Source organism: Idiomarina aquatica, assembly GCF_004362895.1.
GTDB lineage: Bacteria > Pseudomonadota > Gammaproteobacteria > Enterobacterales > Alteromonadaceae > Idiomarina.
The window spans coordinates 230,104-249,696 of sequence record NZ_SNXI01000002.1 but is presented as its reverse complement, the minus strand read 5'-3'; the positions used below and the strand labels follow the sequence as shown (position 1 = coordinate 249,696).

Here is a 19,593-nt window from a genome sequence, read left to right as displayed (position 1 = left end):
GCTCGTTGCGGCTGTTTAAAGACAAAAAAAGACGCTTAAATGCACCCAGCAATAAAGCCGCAGCGGCCGTAGGCTCGCTGCTAACAGCCGTGCCGTAGGCACAAATAGCCGCCCGCAGGGCAAACAGCCGTCGCGAAGCGACCAATAGCCGTGCAGCAGGCACAAACAGCTGATTTACCTAAAAGGAATACGCAGCAGGCCCCAAAGTTTGGTGGTGAGCGAGGCGTCGCGGTAGTCGGTCAGGCCGATGTCGACGTTGTCTGAGCCAGCCTGGGGCTGGCCGGTGTAGCTGTTAAACAGGTGATCCCACCAGCTAACACTAAAACCGTAGTTGGAGTTGGTTTCTGTTTTTACACTGCTATGGTGAATGCGGTGAAGTTCCTGAGTGATCAAGATTTTGCGAACGGCTCTTTCTAACTTTGGCGGCAGTGCCACATTGCCGTGGTTAAACAGCGAACAGGCATTTAATACCACTTCGAAAATGATAATCGCCAAAACCGGCGCACCCAGCACGACAGCCACGGCCGCTTTAATGCCCAGGCTTAAGACTATTTCGATGGGATGAAAGCGTAATCCGGTAGTTACGTCAAAGTCCGGATCGGCATGGTGTACACGATGCAGACGCCATAACACGGGGATACGGTGAAACGCGCGATGCTGCCAGTAGATGGCAATGTCCAGTAAAATAAAGCTCGCCACGACAGCAAGCCAAGCGGGCACTTGCAGCATATTGAACAAGCCCACGCCCTGCTGCTGTGCCCATAGCGCCGCGCCTACCACACCAGCCGGCACTAACAAACGCGTTACCAGCGTATCGATAACAACAATGCCGAGGTTCGCCGGCCAACGCTGCCAACGGTTATACCGCGGCTGCCGCTTCGGCCGCGCCACTTCCCAGCCCACCATCAACGCCAGCACGCTAAGAAAAATTGTCAGTCGTATAATCGCTTCCATCGTCATAAATCGTGTGTCCTCTTCGCGCCTCGTGCCAGGGCACGAGCTACTGGAGTGTGCGGTAGCCGCTGTACAGGCGGGTTAGCGCGGTTAGCCAGCAGGCGGTGGCAAATACGTACGCGAGCATAACGAAGTGTTGCGGCCACAGGCAGAACAGCACAAACGCCAGTATGGTCTCGAAGCCTTCGGTTAAACCGCCCATGTAGTGCAACGATTTATTCGGGTAATCGAGGTTCTCGATACCGCGTTTGGCGGCAATACCGGCAAAGGCTAAAAACGTTGAGCCGGTGCCCATAAAGGTCACCATTAACACCCCGGCGGCCACCGCATTTTGCGCCGGTTCTGCCAGTAAAAAACCCAGCACTACCGCACTATAAAAAATAAAATCCAGTACAATGTCCAGATAGCCGCCGGCATCTGTCTGCTGAGTCTGCCGAGCTACCGCACCGTCCAGGCCATCGGCCAGGCGGTTTAATAAAATAAACAGCAACGCCACAGTGTAAAATTCATACGCCAGTGCAGGTACTGCCAGTAAGCCGATTAAGAAACCACTCACCGTTACCTGGTCAGCGCTGATATTGCGCTTAACTAACCAGCCCACTGCTGGCTCGAGTATTTTTCGCGTTAGCGGCGTAATAACCGGATCAAACATGTGTTTCCCCAAGTTCTACCAACGGGCCCTGACCATGGTCAGCCGCATCATGCGTCACTAAAATGGCCGGGATATTGCGTTGTTTGATTTGCGCAAAAGTCCACTCGCGAATGTGCCGACGCAATTGCGTATCCAGCGCCGAAAACGGCTCGTCCAGCAAAATGGCCTCAGGCTCAGCCAGCAACGATCGGATCAAAGCAATACGCGATTGTTCCCCCCCACTGAGCTCATCCGGCATTGCCGTTCGTTTATGCTGTAATCCCACCGCCTGCAGTGCCTGCTCTGCACGTTGCCGCTGCTCTGCTTTGCCAACCCGCGGCAGCGCAAAGAGTAAATTCTGCAATACCGTCAAGTGTGGGAACAGGTCACCTTTTTGATACATCAAGCCAATCTGACGCCGCTCAATGGGCTCTTTATCCATACGTTTGCCACCCAGCCAAAGTTCGCCGCTGGCATTAAAATCATGCAGCGGCTCGCCCAGAACCCAGCGCAATAACGTACTTTTGCCGCTGCCACTGGGGCCAACGATGGTCGCCACCTCACCGGGCTTAACCCTTAGTTCCGTCAGACTTATCAGCGACTTACCCTGCCGGCTGATGTTAAGCTGTCGAATTAGTAATGAATCCGTATTGTCAGACACTGACTTGTGTTCCCCGTTGTCGACGTTGAATCATTAAAACCAAACTGAATACCAGCAACGGCAATAACGTCTGCATCACCGCATAGACCGCAGCCAAACGCCAGTCGCCGCCGGAGGCGATGCTGACTGTTTCGGTGGTTAAGGTCGGCAAAGTCCCCCCTGCCAGCCACAGCGTCGGCAGATATTGCGCAATGCTCACCGCAAAGGCGATAGCAAAGGCCGTTAGCAGCGGTCCTTTCAGCATCCGGGGCACCAGTGTAAACCAGGCACGACCATAGCTGTAGCCCAGGCTTTGCGCCTGATAAAGCCAACGCTCGTCGAAATTCACCCAGGCGCCGTGCATAACCAGGTACGCATAAGGGAAGCCAAATACCACGTGTGACCACACTAAAACAGCGCCCTCAGAGCCCTGTCCTGCAAGCTGTTGCCAGCCCAGAACCAACACCAACTGCGGCACCAACAACAACAGTAATGGCAATACCTTCAGCTGCTTTTGCCGGCGCTGTCGTTGTCGCTCTAATACCATAACCGCTGCCGCCACCGACGCTATAGCGCTAACTAGAGCAACCCAAAACGTATCCCATAACAGGGGTGCCATATAGGGCCACTCCGTTGACCAGCGCTGCGGCTGCCATGCGCCGGGCTGTAAATCGGGATAAAACCACGCTCCGGCAATACTTTGCACCACTAACATCCCGATAACCAGTAGCGACACCAAAACCAGCGCCGCCGCAACGGCGCTGCCCGCAAACGACAGATGCCATTGTCGTCGCGACGCTTTAGCAAACTGCTGCCGTAAGCGTTCAGCCACACACCGATACGCGCGAATAGCCATCAACATGGCCGCCAATGCCAGGGCGCTGGTTGATATCAGCAACCACACGCCCTGACTGGCATTATCCTGATTGCCCCATTGGTAATGTTGCTCAAAAGCCACCACGGCAAGTAAACCCGGCGCATTGGGGCCTAATAACAAAGGGATATCGACGACCGACACGGTATAAATAATAATGGCAGCCAAGGGTAATTTTAGGCGTGATAACAGCACCGGTACAATCAACGACCACCAGCTGCGGCGTGCCGACCAGCCCATGCTCTGCGCCTGCAACAACCAGCGCTGGTAGGGAATTTGTTTTAGCTGGGTGCTGACCATCAACAACATAAAAGGGAGTTCCTTTAGCAGCAAAACCAGCGTCAACGTCAGCAGCGACTTATCCGGTAATGGCCAGCCGCTAGGTGGTGTCGGCAGCAGACCGGTCATGGCTTCGACAAGGCGTACCAGATAACCCGTAGGGCTGAACAAAAACACAATCCCCACAGCAAAGGCAACATGCGGTGTTGCCAGCACCACGCTAAGACCATTAAACCAGCGACTATTTGCAATAACAGGCGCAACCGCAAGACTCAGCCAGGCAACCAGCAGCGCGCTGACCCCTGTTACTAAGAGTGTTTGCAGTAACGGCCATGTCCATAGCGCCCAGTCAATGGTTGATGGCAATTGCAAAGCCTGCAATGCCGCGAGTAGCGGCACGCCGACTAATACCAGTAATACCGTTACTGAAAGCGCTCTAACCACGCCTGCTCCAGGTAGGTTTGCCAACTGGCGTGAAAATCCGGTGCTACCGGCAACAATGCGGGTGTTTTGGCGCCTGACAGTTCGACAACCGCCGGGTCGCCCCAGTCATCAAGCTGCGCTTTACGCAGCTGAGCCTGGTCACTGAGCATAAAATTAATCACCTCAACGGCCGCATCTTTCGCCTTAGCCGACGCAGGGATCGCCAGATAGTGATGGTTGGTAATCGCGGCATCACCCAGGGTCACCCGCTGCGTTCCTGAAGGGATTCGGCCCTGACTGACGAGTGTTTGCACTTCGTTGGGGTTAAAACTGACCGCGATATCCAACGCGCTGTTGGCAAATAAATTACGCATTTCCGAAGCCGACGCGGGAAAGTTCTCGCCCTGTTGCCATAAAAGCGGATGCAGTCGCTGTAGGTAATTCCACAACGGTTGCGTGAGTTTTTCGGCATCGACTGCCGACACCGGCTGCTGGAACACCTCATCTTGTTCGCTTAACGACAGTAATAACGCTTTTAAAAAGGTCGTGCCATGAAACTCCGGTGGTTTCGGATAGCTGACTTGGCCGGGATTGCGTTCGGCATATAGTAGTAACTCTTCGGCTGAAATGGTGTTCCCGGTTAAACAGGTTTGGCAGCTGAGCAGGTAAAACTGACCCACCCCCCAGGGTATTTCCAAACCATCGACCGATTCACCAAAGTCGGTTTGCCAGTTCAATTCGTCCCGCACATGGGCCAGGTTTGGCACCTGTTCGGCTGCCGCGTACAACTTATCCGCTGCTTTTAGAGCATGAAAGTTCTCGCCGTTTATCCACATCAAGTCGGCGTTACTGCGGCCGTCGGTTAATTGCTTTACCACCTCGGCAATATCCGCCACCTTAACGTGGCGCAATTCGATGTCCTGCGCTTTAAGCTCACGTGCTGCCCAACGCAGGTAGTCGTTAACCGCCGGATTGCCGCCCCAGGCATAAAAGTAGACCGTTTGCGGCTGCGCATAAGCTGCGCTAGACAGTAATAACAATAAGCCGAGGATTAACGTGCGCATTTTAACTCCGACGCCAGCGATGGAATTTCTCCACCCAGTTTAGCAAGCTCTGCGGCGCATTAGCACGCTTCCACTCACCTGCAACGTATTTATTGGCTTCTGCCAGCGTAGGGTAGCTATGGATGGTACCGAGAATTTTATTAAGACCAATGCCGTGCTTCATCGCCAGCACATATTCGGCTAACAGCTCACCCGCAGACGGGCCGACAATATTAACCCCGAGAATTTTATCTTTGCCCGGCACGGTCAATACCTTAACCCGTCCATAGGCATTGTCATCGGCTATCGCGCGATCGAGCTCGCCAATATCGTAGGTCGTAACCTCGTATTCCTTGTTTTTCTGTTGCGCCTGTTGTTCGGTCAGACCCACGTTTGCAACCTGCGGTGAAGTATAAGTGACCCAGGGGATGACCGAATAATCCACGCGGAAGGTTTTAAGCGGATCAAATAAGGCATTAACGGCTGCATACCAAGCCTGATGCGAGGCAACATGAGTAAACTGATACGGGCCGACCACATCACCACAGGCATAAATATTGGGATAATTGGTTTGCAGCAATTCGTTGGTATTGATGGTGCGATCGGTTTCGACACCTAGCTCTTCCAGGCCAAAACCACTGACGTTGGCCTGACGGCCCAGCGCTATCAATACCCGGTCAAACGGGATCTGTTGTTCTTTGCCGTCATGTTCCGCCACCAACAGGCTTTCGCCGTTGTGTTGTTCAAAGCGCTTAGCTTTGTGACCGGTTTTTAAGTCAATACCATCGTTTTGCAGCTGCTTAGCTAACAATTCCGCCGAATCCTGATCTTCCGGACCTAAAATACGATCCGCCATCTCCACCAGGGTTACCTGTGAACCTAACCGTTGGAAGGCCTGTGATAATTCGCAGCCAATCGGGCCACCGCCGAGTACCACCAATCGTTCAGGCAATTCCTGCAACGACCACAAATTATCGGAAGTCAGGTAATCGATGTTACCCAGTCCCTCGAACTCAGGAACTAACGGACGCGCCCCGGTCGCCACTACGATAGCGCGGGTAGTGATGGTTTTGGTCTCGCCATTTTGTGTTATTTCGACTTCCCATGGTGACACAATACGCGCCTCTCCGAGTTCGACATTAACACCCAGCTGCTCATAGCGCTCCACCGAATCATGGGGTTCGATTTTACCAATAACGTCTTGTACCTGTTGCATTACCTGCTTAAAATCGACCTGCACATTGTCAGCTTTAACGCCGAGATGTTCGCTATGACGCGCCTGGTGTGCCACATTCGCCACATGCAGCAAGGCTTTAGAGGGCACACAGCCGGTATTCAGACAGTCGCCGCCCATTTTATCGCGCTCGATCAATGTGACCTTCGCTTTTACCGCGGCGGCAATATAAGCACTGACTAACCCGGCAGAACCGGCACCAATGACCACCATATTGTTATCGAACGACTTCGGCTTTTGGTAGCCTTTGAATGCCTTGCGGCGTTTAACGATGCTTAAAATAAATTTGGCGATAATCGGCATAATGCCAAGTAAGACAAAGGCGCCTATGAGATCCGCCGACACCACATCGCCGAGGCTATTGATTTGCGCCAGCTGAGTACCGGCGTTGATATAAACCGCAGCGCCCAGCAACATACCCACCTGACTGACCCAATAGTAAGTCCAGGCTTTGATCGGGGTCAGCCCCATGACCAGATTAATGACAAAAAACGGAAACAGCGGCACCAGTCGCAAGCTCAACAGGTAAAACGCGCCGTCACGTTCAATACCGCGATTGATCGCATCCAGTCGCTCACCGAATTTAGCCTGTACCCAGTCGCGCAAAATAAAACGGGCACTTAAAAATGATAAGAAAGCACCAACAGAGGCGGCAAAGCTAGCTAACAACAAGCCCCAACCAAACCCGAATATCGCGCCGGCCCCTAGTGTTAATACAGTCGCGCCGGGCAGAGAAAGCGCTGTAGAAATAACGTAAATGGCAAAATAAATCGCAAAGGTGCTGACAGGGTTTTCAGCAAACAATGAATTAAGCTGCTGTTGCTTCTCTTTAAGTACATCCAGCGATAAATACTGGGTTAAATCAAAAACAAATGCACTGATAAACAGCGCAATAATAACCAACAGCAACAGTAGCTTTTTCAATGACATAAGAATTAATCCAATCGCTTGCGTGCACTCTCGTACACTTGGTTTTTATCCCGTTTGCCAACAGCTACTACCGTAACTACAAGCTCGGAATCTCTTACTTGGTAAACCAGTCTGTACCCTAGTTTGCGTAACTTAATTTTGTAACAGTTATCCATCCCCCTTAGACGAGAGGATAATATGTGCGGCGACTCAAGCCTCTGTTTTAACTTGACTTTAAATTGCGCCTGAACATCCTTGTTCAACTTCTTCCATTCTTTATAAGCTGAACGTTTAAACGTCAGCTTATAAGTCATCGATATTCACCTCGACTTCATCTTCATGTCGACGTTTCTTCACCAACTCAGCTAAATACCTATCATCGAGTTCTTCCATCAGCGCCTCATAGGTCGCTGCCGGGATACAGTAGAACGCGGGCTGGTTTCTATTCAGCACCGCTACCGGCTCTCCATGAGACTCCTCAACAACCGCCATCGGATTTTTTTTCAACTCGCTAATACTGGTCGAGTTGCGTGCGTAAATGGGCCTGACCGTTTTCATAAGACCTCCTAAAAGACTATTAACAGGTCTTATTATAGGTCATTAATTGCTTTTTTCCAGCCTCAAAATGCGTAACGCACACTTAACTGAGCGTGCACGGGCTGCGATGGAAATGCCAGCGTGGCACCAAAATAGCCGCCTTCGAATACCGGTGACCAGTTATCCTGATCGGTGACATTAAATACATCCAGCCGTGCGGTCAGTTGCGGCGTCACACGGTACTGCGTGTGCAAATTCAGGGTATGCTGGTCACGGATAAACACCGTTTGCAGATAGTCCAGCGGAAAGTGCTTGGTATAGCTTAAATCACCGCCCACCGACCAATTTTCCGTGATCGACCAGCCCGCCACAAGTGACGCCTGCACCTCTGGAATACCCTGCAATTGTTGAGTCGATGCCGGAAACAAGGTGAAATTTGGCGAGCCCACACCGGTGCCCTCGATAATATCAGGGCGCGAATCATCAAAGGCATCAGCAACCTGGCCGGTGCCCTGCGACGACGCCGAATTATCCCAGTAGGCATCAATATAACTGGCGGCCAATGTTACCCAGTATGCGTCAGCCGCAAAATGCCACTGGCCTTCAATACCTTCGGTTCGAATACCGCTGTTAGAGCCATCGCGATTACGCAGGCTGCGGGTTTGGTCAAACAGCGTCGCGTCGGCATACCAGCGCGCATCAGACGGTGCGTATTTCAGGCCAATTTCATACAATTCGTTTTCGGTGGCAAAGTTCTGTTCATCAATCACACCAGCCGCATTCAGTACGGTGCCGCCGGCCATAGAATTCGAGGTCGAGTCGCTTTTATAGGCGGTTGCATACAGGGTTAAATCCGGCGTCCAGGCATATTGTGTGGATAAACTCAGCGCCGATAACCAGTCACTGTAGCCGTCACGTTGCGCTTCAACACCGGCAGGCGCCAGCGGATCTTCGGCATCGACGTCATAATAATCGGCTCGCACGCCGCCTGTGATGCTCCAGCGTTCGGTTAGTGCCTGCTCGTGTTGCGCAAACACACCCCACTGATAGCTGGTCGAGTCGGTAGTATCAGACAGATTAAAATCACCGGCACCATCGCCGTCTAAATCGTATTGGCCGCCCGGCGACACAAAAAGCCCCGGTCGCAGCTCGATTAATCGCGCTTGCTGCGCATCAGTCAATGGAATGCGACGGTTGCTCAACGGGCCTGTTAAATCGATTGGATTGTCTGCTTCGGTCGTGAACTGGCTGTAACCCAACACATCATTAACCCGCAAATTAGCACCGATCACTGTCTTTTTGGCAATATGCAGCTCGGTGCGGTTCTCAAAGGTATGGGCGTCATCGATGATCTCGACAAAGCTATTCTGATTGATGCCTTCGCGGGTTAAATACTGATAATAAGTGCGATTAACTAACACCAGGTCGTCATTAAAGTAATGCTGCAACTTAGCATGCAGCAAGGTCGTTTCCGCGGTATTAGTGTCGCGTGGATCGTTCAGTGTGGTGCTGCGATCAATGCGCACTTCGCCAGTCGGGCTAATAACCGCACCGGCACCCGGCACCGTCGATCCGTTAGGCTGCACGCCCTGGCCGGTAATGTACATATTATTATCGATGAGGTTCTGTGTCGGCCGGTTGATGCCGGCATTGTCGGTCCAGGCGACGTCATAATACTCCAATGCGACGTCAAGCTGGGTATCGCTATTGGGCTGCCACTGGTAAGCGACCAATAAGTCATCGCTGCGGTGCTGGTGATAATCGTAGAAGCTGTCTTCATCGATATATTCAGCACTGACCCGCAATGCCTGTTCATCACTTTTTAATACCGCATTGTGGTCTAACTGCAGACGGTATTGGCTCCATTGCCCCCACTCACCCGCCAGTCGCGTGTGAGCACGGTTAACGTTGGCGTTTTTGGGCTGTAAATTAACAAAACCGCCGACCCGCTGACTGGTGCCTAACATCACCGGCGGTGCGCCTTTAACCACCGCAATGCCCTCGATGGCATTAAAGGACATCGGAATGCCTAAGCCATTATTACCGGCCTGACGGCGCATACCGGCTTCATATAATTCGCCCAGCTGGCCGCGAATAGTTGGCAGTGACGGGTTGCCAAAGCCAGCCGCTGCATAGCTGTTGGGCACAAAACGCGCAATATCGTGCAAGTCATCGATCGCCGCTTCCTGCATCAGCGATTCATTAATCACCGTCGCCGCACGCGGAATATCCTTGAGACTCTCAGCCAATCCAAATAAGCCTTCGGTCTCTTCTTCCGACGGCAATACCAGCTGTTCGCTATCGCGGCCCATCACTTCAATGACTTCCATTGGCTCTTGTGCCATAACAGGGGCTGCCAGCGGGATGGCCGTTAAGGCCAAAATAACTGTTTTCTTCACTGCTTTATCCTATCGATTGATTCTGGTTTGGGCGCTGCGCGCGGTGTAGGCTCGTGCTGCGCACTCGCGGTGTAGCTCGCTGCCTTCGGCGCGAGGGGGTATAAGCTTCACGCATTAAACCGGCCTTCGGCCCTATACCCTCGCGCCGAAGGCGACGAGCTACACCGCGCGAAGCGCCTATACCGCAAAGCCTACATCGTCATTGGATTACGTAACTCATTGGTATTTTGGATGTTTTAATAACGTTTTATCAAATCCCTTACTTTTTGTCGGCGCCCTTCAAGCTTTAAATCATCACCACAAATATACAGACAGCGCCCATCATAGGTCGGAGCGCATTCATTATCACAATCGGTGATGCAAGGATTCTCAAAGTAGCGTGATAACATATAAAATAAGTTCTTCTGTTTCTTTTTAAGCGGTAACTCACTGGAAAAAATGAGTAACACGTTAGGATTCAATCGCATTACTTCGCTTAGCACACGCTCAACGGTTGCTCTTACAGTTGAGGTCACGGCTAATGAAATCACCACTGCATCGGTTGTTAACGTCAGCTCGTATTGCAACTGTTCAAGGCGCGTTATTTGCTCTACCTCAATACCCAACTTTTCTAAAAAAGGAACCATATCACCGACGATAGCCGGATGCGGACGCGCTAATGTTACCGTTTTGATTGCCAATGACGATTACCCCTTTACTGCACTCTTAGCGAGTGATTTACTAAATAATGACACTGTCCAAAGCAAAACAACATGACTAAAACACCGGACTCAGCAACCAAAACACCAAATACTGTTGATGCGCTACTCAATCAAGTTGCACAAGGCACCGAGTTTCACTTTCAGTCGGGCCTGTGTGGCGACTGGACCCTACTCGCCCGAGAGCCCGACAAAGCAGCTCTGCACCTAATAACACAAGGCGATTGTTGGTTTGGGTTTCCGTCAAACCAGACTGACGTGCAGGCGCTTCATGCAGGCGATGTGGTATTCGTTAATCAAGGCATTTCACATTTCCTGAGTCGCCAGCCCGTACCCAGCGAAATTCCTGAACAAGATATTCCGCAGTTTTGCCAACTTGAACATCAACAAAACGGCGTTGTCTGCTACGACATTGACAGCCCGTCACAGATCACCGACACCGTGTTCAGGTTATTGCCGCCCTGGATAGTGCTTAATCACCAACAACAAGCGCATGATATGCAAGCACTGATTCGTATGATCAGAACCGAAACTCAAGCCGGCGAGCCCGGTAGCCAAACTATCGTACAACGTTTGAGTGATGTGTTGGCCATTCACCTGCTACGGGCAGTGCTTGAAGCCCACCAAGAACTTAATGGCCCATTGGCCGCGTTGCAGGATCGTCACTTACGCACACTCGTGCTTGCCATCATTGACGAACCCGGCGGCGACTGGTCCGTCGAGGCTATGGCGCGAAAAGTGTTTTTATCACCGAGTGCGTTCGCCGAACGCTGTCACAAGCAAACGGGTCTGGCACCGAAAAAGTTGGTTGATCAATTGCGTCTGCAACGTGCACGCATGTTGCTCAGTAATACCAACCTGCCATTGGAACTTATCGCTGAGCAACTGGGCTATCAGTCTGCAACCGCGTTCAGCCGCTTTTTTAAGCGCTATGCCAACGTTTCGGCTAATCATTACCGTGAGTTGTGATAACTCCTCACACTGATGTGCCTTTAAGCTGAAACTGTTTTAAAGACTGTTGCAGCTGCGCCGATAAGCGATCGAGTTGTTCAGCCGCTGCGCTGGTTGTTTGACTGGCACTTGCTGTTTCATCAACGCTGCGCTGAAATTCTTTACTACTTGCTGATAACGTTGTGCTGGTTTGTTTTTGTTCATCCAACGCAGTCGATATCTGCGTAACCAGCGCAACGACTTCATCAAAATGCGTTTGAATCGTCTGCATTGCTTGCTTAGCTGCCTGCCCTTCTTCAACCCCCTGATTGACCCGCTCCACGCCCGCATTCATTTGCGTTACTGAGCGTTGTGCAACCTGCTGAATTTGTTCGATCATCGCTTCTATCTCACCGGTCGAGCGACTGGTTCGGTTAGCCAACGCTCTGACCTCATCAGCTACCACCGCAAAGCCTCGGCCATGTTCGCCGGCACGAGCTGCCTCGATAGCGGCATTGAGTGCCAGTAAATTAGTTTGGTCAGCGATGATTTTAATGGTGTCGATAATTTCGGTGATTTGCTGGGACTGTTTCCCCAGGCTATGCACATCTGATGACGCTTCGTTAACTGACGTCGCAATCGACTGCATCGTCGCCACCGCATGCTCGACAGTCGATGCGCTCTCATGCACACGCCCGCCAGCGCCAGCAGCAACTTCCCCGGCTTGCGAAGATTGTGTCACAACACGTTCAATGTGGTCATTTAACGCATCAATAGCCTGCACTACCTCATCGCTTGTCACACTCTCCCGCTCTACGGTATGACTTAGCTCACTCGCTGTGCTCACTAAATCATTGCCGACTTGATGAATCTCGTCACTGGCGCGCTGAACACCATCAAGTGTGTGCTGTAATTGCCTGCGCATATGCTCCAGTGCAAGCATAACGGCATTAATTTCATCGGCTTGGTCAGTCGCTACTGGTTTAGCTAAATTACCCTGACCAATTGCACCCGCCACATCAGTGACCTGTTGCAGGCGACTTAACAGCTGCTGCCGAATTGACAGCGCAGCAACCAAAATTACGAGTAAAAGTAACCCCGCACCGCCAAACATAACCCAAAAGCTCAGCTGGTCATAAAACGTCGCCTTTTTTTGTTGTTGCGTAATAGCCTCGTGTTTGAGTGTTCGATAATCAGCAAACAGGGTACGTAAATCCTCCAACAGCATTTCACCACGTGCTTGACCAATGTATCGGCGGGCTTGTTCTAAATCACCCTGCTTTGCCATTTCGATAGTGGGTAACAAAGCGATCTCGTGCCAGCCATCAAAAATATCACGAATATCCTGCAATGCGTTGTTTCCGGCCGCAGTCGACTCCGACTTTCTCAACCCAGCAAGGCTGTCGTTAAACTGAGTAAGAGAGGTAGAATAAGGCGCCATAAAATCGTCATAACCAGTAATAATGAAGCCTCGCTGACCATTTTCCATCGCTAATAGCAATCGTTGTGCGGTGCCGGCAGTTGTTAGCTGATTATTGTAGTGATCAATCCGCTCGATACTTTGTTGGTTAACATTCAGTGTGAATACCATCAAGCTGATAAACACCACAAAAACCAATGCCACCGCAGTAAATGCCAACGAGATCTTATGCACTAGCTTCATAGTTTTTTCCTTTTAAGCCAAAACTTGCGGATAATAAAGTCAGCACTCAAGCGGCCGGGCCCGAATACGATAATGAAGCCCGCAGCAAGCAGCCACCAGGCAGCCGGATTAATAAAGTGCCCCCAGCTGGGATACACCGCTAACTGTATGAACAGTGCCATACCCAGCAGGCCCATAGCGGCCGGACGACTCAGTAGACCCGCAATGAGCAGCACAGGTAACACCACTTCGGTTACACCGGCAAGATACGCCATAGTCTCTGCAATCCAGAGTCCAAAACTGTCAGGTGGGTAACTTAAAGTTGCTGCCTCACACAATTGCAACGCATTTTCCCGCGGCGGATCAGGGCAAAAAAACTCGTATTTAAATAACGTTAATTTCGACTCATCAAAGTCAAACCAGGCGTTCCATTTTGATAACCCTGAAGCAAGAAAAACTTGCCCCAATAACAAGCGTGTACCCAGCAAAACACTGTCTCGAGCGAACTCCGGGACTTTACTCAGACTTTTCATAAAAGGCTCCCATAACAAGTAAGCGCGCAAACCACTCGCTCAGGGAAAATGCAGGGTATCCACTGGCAACCCTTTGCGCCGCCTTCTCTACGGTTAAACCTTGTAGCAAACATTCAATAAACAGCGACTCAGGCTCATTCAATGGCAACACATTAATCTGCATATGCTGGTTGCGGTAAAGTAAGACATCGATTGTATGAAGTTGCGCATTGTCATCCTGATTCGGCAATGGTTGTTGTGTGCTTTGCTGCGTTAATGACAACCATTGTGCTAAGTTGTGTGTCTGACACGAACAGATACAAAAGCTAGGATTTAACTGTAGCTGTGACAGCCGGCCGGGCTTAGTCAGCTGCGTGGCCGCGGCAGCAATGACTTCAGGCGCCATTAGCGCCGACAGCCAGGCATAGTCGAGCGCAGCAAGGTCGGCCTCAACGAACAAACCCCGGCGACGGAGAAACTCGCTGAGTCGCTCTCCAAAATAGACTAAATAGGGCGAGGTCGGCGGGTGAGCCTGACAATACTCGCGCAACAACGGTCGCACGCCAGGCGCACCGCAATAAGCAACTAATGTTTTAAAATTCTGCTCTAAGGCTGTGCGTAGTGCCGCCATCCGATTATTTGCATAAATCGCAAATCGGTGACTCGCGCACCCAAATCGAAAATTCTTAATCATTTCCCGTTCAAGCGATGGCATGCACAGTGTCCTCTTTGATATCAAGCAACTGCTGCGCTTCTTGCTGGAGCTCAGAAAAGGCTGGCAGGTTTGCATCACGCTCAAGCAGCGTAGGTTTATCACCCCACTGTTGGTAAGCGAGTGACAATAAATCTTTGATTGCGTCAGGTACCGGCTGGCTGTGGCTATCAATTAGGAGTCCATGCACGCCCACATCGGGCTCGAACCCGGCAACATGAAGTTCGCCAACCGCGTTGGCCGGTATCTTCCGGATATACTGCCCGGCATCGATACCACAATTAATCTGGCTCAAGTAAAGGTTGGTTAAATCCATTAGTAGACCACAGCCACTGCGCTGCGTTACCTCAAGCATGAACTCGGGCTCTGCACAGTCGTGGAGTAAGTCAACATAGTGCGTTGGATTCTCAATAAGAATTTGCCGGCCAACCGCATTCTGATACCTGTCAATATTATTAACCAATGTCTGAAGGGCTTGTTGCGTGCGCTTGATGGGGAGCAGATCGGCAAAATATTCGTGATCGCTCATTGACCAGGCAACATGCTCCGACACCAGTGCCGGATTTATTTGCCGCACCAATTGGTTCACTTGCTTTAAATGGGCGTGTGGATCATGCGAACTGTTGCCGAGCGAGCCCGCAACGCCATGCAGACTTACAGCAAAACGTTCAGCTATTTCTGCCAACATGCGCCGCCGCGGGCCGCCCACCGCGCAGTAATTCTCGGTATGTACTTCAAACCAGAATGCAGATGGTTCAAGGGACATCACGGCATCATAAAAATCAGCTTTAAAACTCAGTCCAATCCCGCTACCCAGGGATCGGACTGGCACCGAGTTAAAACCCGTCATAACTTATGCCGTGTTGCGGTCTAACGGCTGTAATGAAGCTTCACCTTCGGGCGTCAAAATGTAACTGCAGGTTCCCTTGGGCGTAAACGTCCAGGCATTACCCTGAAAATCGACCGTCGACGTTCCCTCACAGCTGGTGCCTGCGCCCGCTCGGCAATCGTTTTCTCCCGCTAGGGCAATACCATAACAACGCTCCATGCGCCCTTCCACTTGTTCTCCGCCAAGCCACTGGTTAAACTTCTGCTGCACTTCTTGTGGGGCCGCACTTGCCAGTGTCAGCTGTGAATTACCGGCGGCCATCGCGCTGGTTGTTGCCATTGATGCCATAGCGACACCTGTCATCAAGGCGGTTTGAACAGTTGCTTTTTTCATAATAAACACTCCTCGTTGGTTGTTGCATTTTTAGCCTAGCCCTTTGCAACACCAAGCGTTACATCTAAAACAACGGAACACACGACCAAAACACCGGTACCGAGTTTTAGCGCTTCCCAGTATGCAATTAATGCTTCTATGATGTAATCAACACAGCAACGGAGCAGCGTTATGTTTAATCGACTTAAAGCGTTATGGTCTGGCGCAGCAACTGCGACGCCCTTATCCAGGCAGTCACAAACGGAACTGCTGACGAGCTTGGCTGTAATGGCGTGGTTCGTTGAAGCAAAAGACCCCTATACTGGCGGTCACCTATGGCGAGTCTCTCAGTATGCCAAGCTGATGGCGCGTCATCAGGGCTTTGCGGATGCCGACATAGCCCGCATCGGACTCGGTGGTTTTCTGCATGATATTGGCAAGGTTTCTATTGCTGATGCGGTGCTGGGAAAGCCCGGGCAATTAAGCGACGATGAATTTGCCATTATTAAGATGCATCCCGGCAATGGCGCACGACTACTCGCTGCTCACCCGTTGTCGGATTTAGTCATAAAAGCTGTCGAGCTGCACCACGAACGGCCTGACGGCAAAGGTTATCCTTTCGGTTTAAGTCAGCAGCAGATTCCGCTTGAAGCGGCGATTATAGGTGTCGCCGACGCTTTTGACGCGATGACCAGTGCGCGGCCCTATCGAGCCCCGATGTCAAAACAAAAAGCGTTGAGCATATTGCAAGAGAACAGCGGTTCGCAATTTCATCAACGCTGGGTTGAAGTGATGTTTGCGTTGGATGAAGCAGGTCAGCTGGATCGGATTTTAATGCACAGTGATGACGGCATTCCACTGCACGAATGTCCCACTTGCGGCCCGGTGGTAAGTCAACCCAGCGATGCCAATGAAAATGATCTGATCGCCTGCCCGTTATGTAATGCTCAAATGCAACTGGTTAAAAAAGACTCGATCTGGGTAGCCAAGCCAACCGGACATTACGCGGATGCTGCGGACAACCAACCGCGCGAAGATACGACGCTGATCAAACGTTTTATTGCGCAGACTGTCGCGCCGTTAACGCAATAGCGTATTCGGATAGTAAATACAATTTTCAATACTTTGTGCAGAAAAGCACAGACTATGCAACAGGAGAAGCACTATGACAGACTTTAAACTACACGATAAAGGATCAGCACCCGAGGACAGCAAACCCCTGCTGGAGGGCTCTGAGAAGTCCTTCGGCATGATCCCAAATCTGCACGCTGTGATGGCAGAAGCCCCGGGGCTATTAAAAGCTTATCAGGATATTCACGAACTGTTTGCCAATAGTAGTTTTGATGAGAACGAGCTAACCGTGGTGTGGCAAACCATTAACGTTTACCACAGCTGCCATTATTGCGTGCCGGCGCATACTGCCATTGCCAAGCAGATGGGCGCTGATGATTCTATTACCCGCCAACTAAAAAATGGCGAAACGCTTGATGACCCGAAGCTACAAGCGCTACGTATTTTCACCGAGGCGCTGCTGGAGAAACGCGGTCACGTAGAGGAAACTGACTTACGTCCGTTTTTTGATGCAGGCTACGGCAATCGTCAGGTGCTAGAGGTTATTTTGGGTATTGCGCAAAAAACCATGAGCAACTACACCAACGCCATTGCACAGACGCCGGTCGATGAGCCTTTTCAGAAGTTCAAATAGGCTCGCTGCGCTCGCGGGGTAGGCGCTGCGCGCGGTTTAGGCTCGAGCTGCGCTCTCGCGGTGTAGCTCGCCGCCTTCGGCGCGAGGGGATAGGGCCTGCGGACGGTGTAGCTTTGCAGCCCCCAAACCGCGAGTGCGAAGCACGAGCCTACACCGCGCGAAGCGCCTAAACCGATCATCGGCACAAAATAAAGGAATTAAAAATGAGTAATACACTTGAACAAAAGCTACCCTGGGCGCTGCTAACACTTCGCGTTGGCATTTTTATTGTGATGTTCGTGTGGGCACTGGATAAACTGTTAAATCCAGGCCATACCGCCGCGGTATTCGAAGGTTTTTACGGTATTGCAGGATTATCAGCAACCATCGCAACCGTACTAGGCATTCTGCAAATCTTGTTGTGCTTAGCATTTTTGGCGGGCCTATGGAAAACCATTACCTATGGTGTGATATTGGTAATGCACGGTGTTTCCACGTTATCTTCATTCCCGCAATACATCGATGCGTTCAATAACTTGTTGTTTTTTGCCGCCTGGCCAATGCTGGCAGCCTGTATTGCGCTATTTATGCTGCGCGACCATGATACGAAATTGGCGATCTAAGTGTAGCTTGCGTCCTGACGCAAGCCTTATTTGACCGTGCGTCGGGACGCACGCTACGGATAGCCAGGAGATCACTATGCGTTTTTTTGCTTTACTAGTTTTATTACTTACAGTGGCCTCTCATGCCAAAGACTTTAATCATCAGCACTTCGCCTTTACCGAGGTGCTGCAGCAGCGTGTGGTGGTTTCTGATAACGGCCTGAAATCGGCGATTGACTACGCCGCTTTGGCCGACTCTCCCGATGTGCTTAATATTTACCTCAATCAACTTTCTTCGGTCAATCAAGGGCAATACCAGCAATGGAACGAAAACCAGCAACTGGCGTTTTTAATCAATGCCTATAACGCCTTTACCTTGCAACTGATTATCAACAACTGGGATCAATTTAAATCCGGCGACGCGGAATCAATAAGGGATTTAGGTGGCTTGTTCACCAGCCCCTGGGAACAGGAATTCTTTACCTTACTGGGCAAAAAGCGCACGTTGGACTGGCTGGAACATGAAAAAATCCGCGTTCATTTTGACGAGCCACGCATTCATGCCGCGTTGGTCTGTGCCGCTGTAAGCTGTCCTAAACTTCGCGCAGAAGCTTTTATCGCTGACGAACTTGAACAGCAGCTTGAAGACCAAATGGTGTCGTTTTTACACGATCGCGATAAAAACGGTATCGACGAAAAGGGTCTGTATTTATCGAAGATCTTTGACTGGTACGCTGAGGACTTCAGGCAAGGCAACGAGGCCGGCGTTCGTGAGTATATGCGCCAATATGCACAAGCTTTAGCGGATAACGAAGCGCAGCGTCAACGCTTAATAGAAACCGACATTGCCATCCGCTACACCGACTACAATTGGCAATTAAATAGTAGGTCGCGCTTACAGCGCGACTGATCATTGAGACTCGTGCCAGAGGCACGAGCTACAATGCGGCTAAAAACTCGCGGATGCGGTCGGCGTTTTTGCCGACGTCGCTGCGGCCAACTCGCGACTTACTGCGAATATCTAACTGTGTTTCGCCGTCAACTGACGCAATGCGTATAACCACGTCGTCTTTAAAGCCAAACCAGGTGGTGGTGTCGGTTGCTTCAATTCGGCCAGCATCTTCATTGGCTTCGACAATTTCCCAGCCCATGTCGTTAGCCACTTGCAGCGCTTTGGCAAACAACGCATCCACATCTTGCTGCGTGATATAGGTTTGTAGATCCGGGTAGGCTTCGCGCTGTTGTTCCGCCGTTTCCGGGCCAGCATATTCAACCGGATTTGGCGCATCAGCACGCAGCGGCGCAATTGCAACAAATTCAGGCGGATTGGTTAAATCAGTAGAAATATCATGGATCGGTGGCACCGACTGTGCTACCTGATATTGGCTGTACGGCAAGTAAAACGCGATAGCGGCGGCAATAATCGACACCACAGTCAAACCCGCTTTAGCACCGGCCGGACGTTTGAAAATAAAGAACAGAATGTTTATTACAGCCGAGCCCGCGGCAACAAAGGCGGCATAGCGCAGTAAGGTAAATGCAGTACCCAGGCCAATAATCTCAGCTTGATAAAGCGGGCCGGACACCGCCAGCACCAGCACCGACAGCAGACCAAGCCAAATCACAAGGGTTTGTAGAATTTTCATAGCGTACCTTTTAGGTTTTTGTTATTGAATTTTAACCAGTATA

At 51.1% G+C, this 19,593-nt stretch carries 21 protein-coding genes; 5 read left to right on the top strand and 16 right to left on the bottom strand.

Translation table 11 applies throughout. From position 1 onward, the window contains the following. Positions 1–174: 174 nt before the first annotated feature. The 10 genes from DEU29_RS03070 to DEU29_RS03025 form a co-directional block, all read right to left on the bottom strand. Positions 175–960, bottom strand: a complete 786-nt coding sequence (locus DEU29_RS03070) for a sterol desaturase family protein (RefSeq protein WP_208107602.1) — start codon at positions 958–960, stop codon at positions 175–177. A gap of 40 nt (positions 961–1,000) precedes the next feature. Then, positions 1,001–1,606, bottom strand: coding sequence for a CDP-alcohol phosphatidyltransferase family protein (locus tag DEU29_RS03065; protein ID WP_133538772.1), 606 nt, complete (start codon positions 1,604–1,606; stop codon positions 1,001–1,003). Beyond that, the gene (locus tag DEU29_RS03060; protein ID WP_133538771.1) at positions 1,599–2,246 is read right to left on the bottom strand and encodes an ATP-binding cassette domain-containing protein; all 648 of its coding nucleotides are present in this window, start codon (positions 2,244–2,246) and stop codon (positions 1,599–1,601) included. The genes DEU29_RS03065 and DEU29_RS03060 overlap by 8 nt, the downstream gene beginning before the upstream one ends. Further along, positions 2,239–3,822 carry an ABC transporter permease subunit gene (locus DEU29_RS03055; protein WP_133538770.1) on the bottom strand — a complete coding sequence of 528 codons (1,584 nt, stop codon included), beginning with the start codon at positions 3,820–3,822 and terminating at the stop codon, positions 2,239–2,241. The genes DEU29_RS03060 and DEU29_RS03055 overlap by 8 nt, the downstream gene beginning before the upstream one ends. Beyond that, positions 3,801–4,865 (bottom strand): ABC transporter substrate-binding protein, encoded by a 1,065-nt coding sequence (locus DEU29_RS03050; RefSeq protein ID WP_133538769.1) that lies wholly within the window; start codon positions 4,863–4,865, stop codon positions 3,801–3,803. The genes DEU29_RS03055 and DEU29_RS03050 overlap by 22 nt, the downstream gene beginning before the upstream one ends. Before the next feature lies 1 nt (position 4,866). Further along, a complete protein-coding gene (lpdA, locus tag DEU29_RS03045) occupies positions 4,867–7,008 on the bottom strand; it encodes a dihydrolipoyl dehydrogenase (RefSeq protein WP_133538768.1) in 2,142 nt (713 codons plus the stop codon). Between the two features lie 5 nt (positions 7,009–7,013). Next, positions 7,014–7,301, bottom strand: a complete 288-nt coding sequence (locus tag DEU29_RS03040) for a type II toxin-antitoxin system RelE family toxin (RefSeq protein ID WP_133538767.1) — start codon at positions 7,299–7,301, stop codon at positions 7,014–7,016. Further along, positions 7,291–7,545, bottom strand: a complete 255-nt coding sequence (locus tag DEU29_RS03035) for a type II toxin-antitoxin system Phd/YefM family antitoxin (RefSeq protein WP_133538766.1) — start codon at positions 7,543–7,545, stop codon at positions 7,291–7,293. Before DEU29_RS03035 ends, DEU29_RS03040 begins: the two co-directional genes overlap by 11 nt. A 62-nt stretch (positions 7,546–7,607) precedes the next feature. Then, positions 7,608–9,869, bottom strand: coding sequence for a TonB-dependent receptor domain-containing protein (locus tag DEU29_RS03030; RefSeq protein WP_133538827.1), 2,262 nt, complete (start codon positions 9,867–9,869; stop codon positions 7,608–7,610). A gap of 290 nt (positions 9,870–10,159) precedes the next feature. Beyond that, the gene (locus DEU29_RS03025; RefSeq protein ID WP_133538765.1) at positions 10,160–10,603 is read right to left on the bottom strand and encodes a hypothetical protein; all 444 of its coding nucleotides are present in this window, start codon (positions 10,601–10,603) and stop codon (positions 10,160–10,162) included. Between the two features lie 72 nt (positions 10,604–10,675). Between DEU29_RS03025 and DEU29_RS03020 the strand changes: the two genes are divergently transcribed. Further along, positions 10,676–11,590: an AraC family transcriptional regulator gene (locus tag DEU29_RS03020; RefSeq protein ID WP_133538764.1), complete on the top strand. Its 915-nt coding sequence runs from the start codon at positions 10,676–10,678 to the stop codon at positions 11,588–11,590. Between the two features lie 7 nt (positions 11,591–11,597). Here DEU29_RS03020 and DEU29_RS03015 read toward each other — a convergent pair whose 3' ends face one another. The 5 genes from DEU29_RS03015 to DEU29_RS02995 are packed head-to-tail and all read right to left on the bottom strand — an operon-like array spanning position 11,598 to position 15,639. Beyond that, complete coding sequence (locus DEU29_RS03015) at positions 11,598–13,214, bottom strand: methyl-accepting chemotaxis protein (RefSeq protein ID WP_133538763.1); 1,617 nt, start codon at positions 13,212–13,214, stop codon at positions 11,598–11,600. Then, positions 13,211–13,726, bottom strand: a complete 516-nt coding sequence (locus tag DEU29_RS03010) for a DoxX family protein (RefSeq protein ID WP_133538762.1) — start codon at positions 13,724–13,726, stop codon at positions 13,211–13,213. Before DEU29_RS03010 ends, DEU29_RS03015 begins: the two co-directional genes overlap by 4 nt. Continuing rightward, on the bottom strand, positions 13,710–14,399 hold the full coding sequence (locus DEU29_RS03005) for a DNA-binding domain-containing protein (protein ID WP_279513216.1): 690 nt from the start codon (positions 14,397–14,399) through the stop codon (positions 13,710–13,712). The genes DEU29_RS03010 and DEU29_RS03005 overlap by 17 nt, the downstream gene beginning before the upstream one ends. 7 nt (positions 14,400–14,406) lie before the next feature. Continuing rightward, complete coding sequence (locus tag DEU29_RS03000) at positions 14,407–15,267, bottom strand: DUF692 domain-containing protein (protein ID WP_133538760.1); 861 nt, start codon at positions 15,265–15,267, stop codon at positions 14,407–14,409. Positions 15,268–15,270: 3 nt separating this feature from the next. Continuing rightward, entirely contained in the window at positions 15,271–15,639 is a 369-nt protein-coding gene (locus tag DEU29_RS02995; protein WP_133538759.1) for a BufA1 family periplasmic bufferin-type metallophore, read from the bottom strand. Between the two features lie 171 nt (positions 15,640–15,810). Between DEU29_RS02995 and DEU29_RS02990 the strand changes: the two genes are divergently transcribed. The 4 genes from DEU29_RS02990 (at position 15,811) to DEU29_RS02975 (ending at position 18,814) form a co-directional block, all read left to right on the top strand. After that, entirely contained in the window at positions 15,811–16,710 is a 900-nt protein-coding gene (locus tag DEU29_RS02990) for an HD domain-containing phosphohydrolase (protein ID WP_133538758.1), read from the top strand. A gap of 73 nt (positions 16,711–16,783) precedes the next feature. Continuing rightward, positions 16,784–17,323, top strand: coding sequence for a carboxymuconolactone decarboxylase family protein (locus DEU29_RS02985; protein WP_133538757.1), 540 nt, complete (start codon positions 16,784–16,786; stop codon positions 17,321–17,323). A 203-nt stretch (positions 17,324–17,526) separates the two neighbouring features. Continuing rightward, positions 17,527–17,925, top strand: a complete 399-nt coding sequence (locus tag DEU29_RS02980) for a hypothetical protein (protein ID WP_133538756.1) — start codon at positions 17,527–17,529, stop codon at positions 17,923–17,925. A gap of 76 nt (positions 17,926–18,001) precedes the next feature. Next, positions 18,002–18,814 carry a DUF547 domain-containing protein gene (locus DEU29_RS02975; RefSeq protein ID WP_133538755.1) on the top strand — a complete coding sequence of 271 codons (813 nt, stop codon included), beginning with the start codon at positions 18,002–18,004 and terminating at the stop codon, positions 18,812–18,814. Positions 18,815–18,842: 28 nt separating this feature from the next. Here DEU29_RS02975 and DEU29_RS02970 read toward each other — a convergent pair whose 3' ends face one another. Then, entirely contained in the window at positions 18,843–19,550 is a 708-nt protein-coding gene (locus DEU29_RS02970) for a DUF1499 domain-containing protein (RefSeq protein WP_133538754.1), read from the bottom strand. Positions 19,551–19,593 lie beyond the last annotated feature (43 nt).

Excerpts from the sequence above, each read along its gene's own strand:
- DEU29_RS03050 (WP_133538769.1), bottom strand. The coding sequence starts at position 4,865 with ATGCGCACGTTAATCCTCGGCTTATTGTTATTACTGTCTAGCGCAGCT.
- DEU29_RS02990 (WP_133538758.1), top strand. The coding sequence starts at position 15,811 with ATGTTTAATCGACTTAAAGCGTTATGGTCTGGCGCAGCAACTGCGACG.
- DEU29_RS03015 (WP_133538763.1), bottom strand. The coding sequence starts at position 13,214 with ATGAAGCTAGTGCATAAGATCTCGTTGGCATTTACTGCGGTGGCATTG.
- DEU29_RS03070 (WP_208107602.1), bottom strand. The coding sequence starts at position 960 with ATGACGATGGAAGCGATTATACGACTGACAATTTTTCTTAGCGTGCTG.
- lpdA (WP_133538768.1), bottom strand. The coding sequence starts at position 7,008 with ATGTCATTGAAAAAGCTACTGTTGCTGTTGGTTATTATTGCGCTGTTT.
- DEU29_RS03020 (WP_133538764.1), top strand. The coding sequence starts at position 10,676 with ATGACTAAAACACCGGACTCAGCAACCAAAACACCAAATACTGTTGAT.
- DEU29_RS02975 (WP_133538755.1), top strand. The coding sequence starts at position 18,002 with ATGCGTTTTTTTGCTTTACTAGTTTTATTACTTACAGTGGCCTCTCAT.
- DEU29_RS02985 (WP_133538757.1), top strand. The coding sequence starts at position 16,784 with ATGACAGACTTTAAACTACACGATAAAGGATCAGCACCCGAGGACAGC.
- DEU29_RS03010 (WP_133538762.1), bottom strand. The coding sequence starts at position 13,726 with ATGAAAAGTCTGAGTAAAGTCCCGGAGTTCGCTCGAGACAGTGTTTTG.
- DEU29_RS03040 (WP_133538767.1), bottom strand. The coding sequence starts at position 7,301 with ATGACTTATAAGCTGACGTTTAAACGTTCAGCTTATAAAGAATGGAAG.
- DEU29_RS03005 (WP_279513216.1), bottom strand. The coding sequence starts at position 14,399 with ATGATTAAGAATTTTCGATTTGGGTGCGCGAGTCACCGATTTGCGATT.
- DEU29_RS02980 (WP_133538756.1), top strand. The coding sequence starts at position 17,527 with ATGAGTAATACACTTGAACAAAAGCTACCCTGGGCGCTGCTAACACTT.
- DEU29_RS03035 (WP_133538766.1), bottom strand. The coding sequence starts at position 7,545 with ATGAAAACGGTCAGGCCCATTTACGCACGCAACTCGACCAGTATTAGC.
- DEU29_RS03030 (WP_133538827.1), bottom strand. The coding sequence starts at position 9,869 with ATGGCACAAGAGCCAATGGAAGTCATTGAAGTGATGGGCCGCGATAGC.
- DEU29_RS02995 (WP_133538759.1), bottom strand. The coding sequence starts at position 15,639 with ATGAAAAAAGCAACTGTTCAAACCGCCTTGATGACAGGTGTCGCTATG.
- DEU29_RS03000 (WP_133538760.1), bottom strand. The coding sequence starts at position 15,267 with ATGACGGGTTTTAACTCGGTGCCAGTCCGATCCCTGGGTAGCGGGATT.
- DEU29_RS03065 (WP_133538772.1), bottom strand. The coding sequence starts at position 1,606 with ATGTTTGATCCGGTTATTACGCCGCTAACGCGAAAAATACTCGAGCCA.
- DEU29_RS02970 (WP_133538754.1), bottom strand. The coding sequence starts at position 19,550 with ATGAAAATTCTACAAACCCTTGTGATTTGGCTTGGTCTGCTGTCGGTG.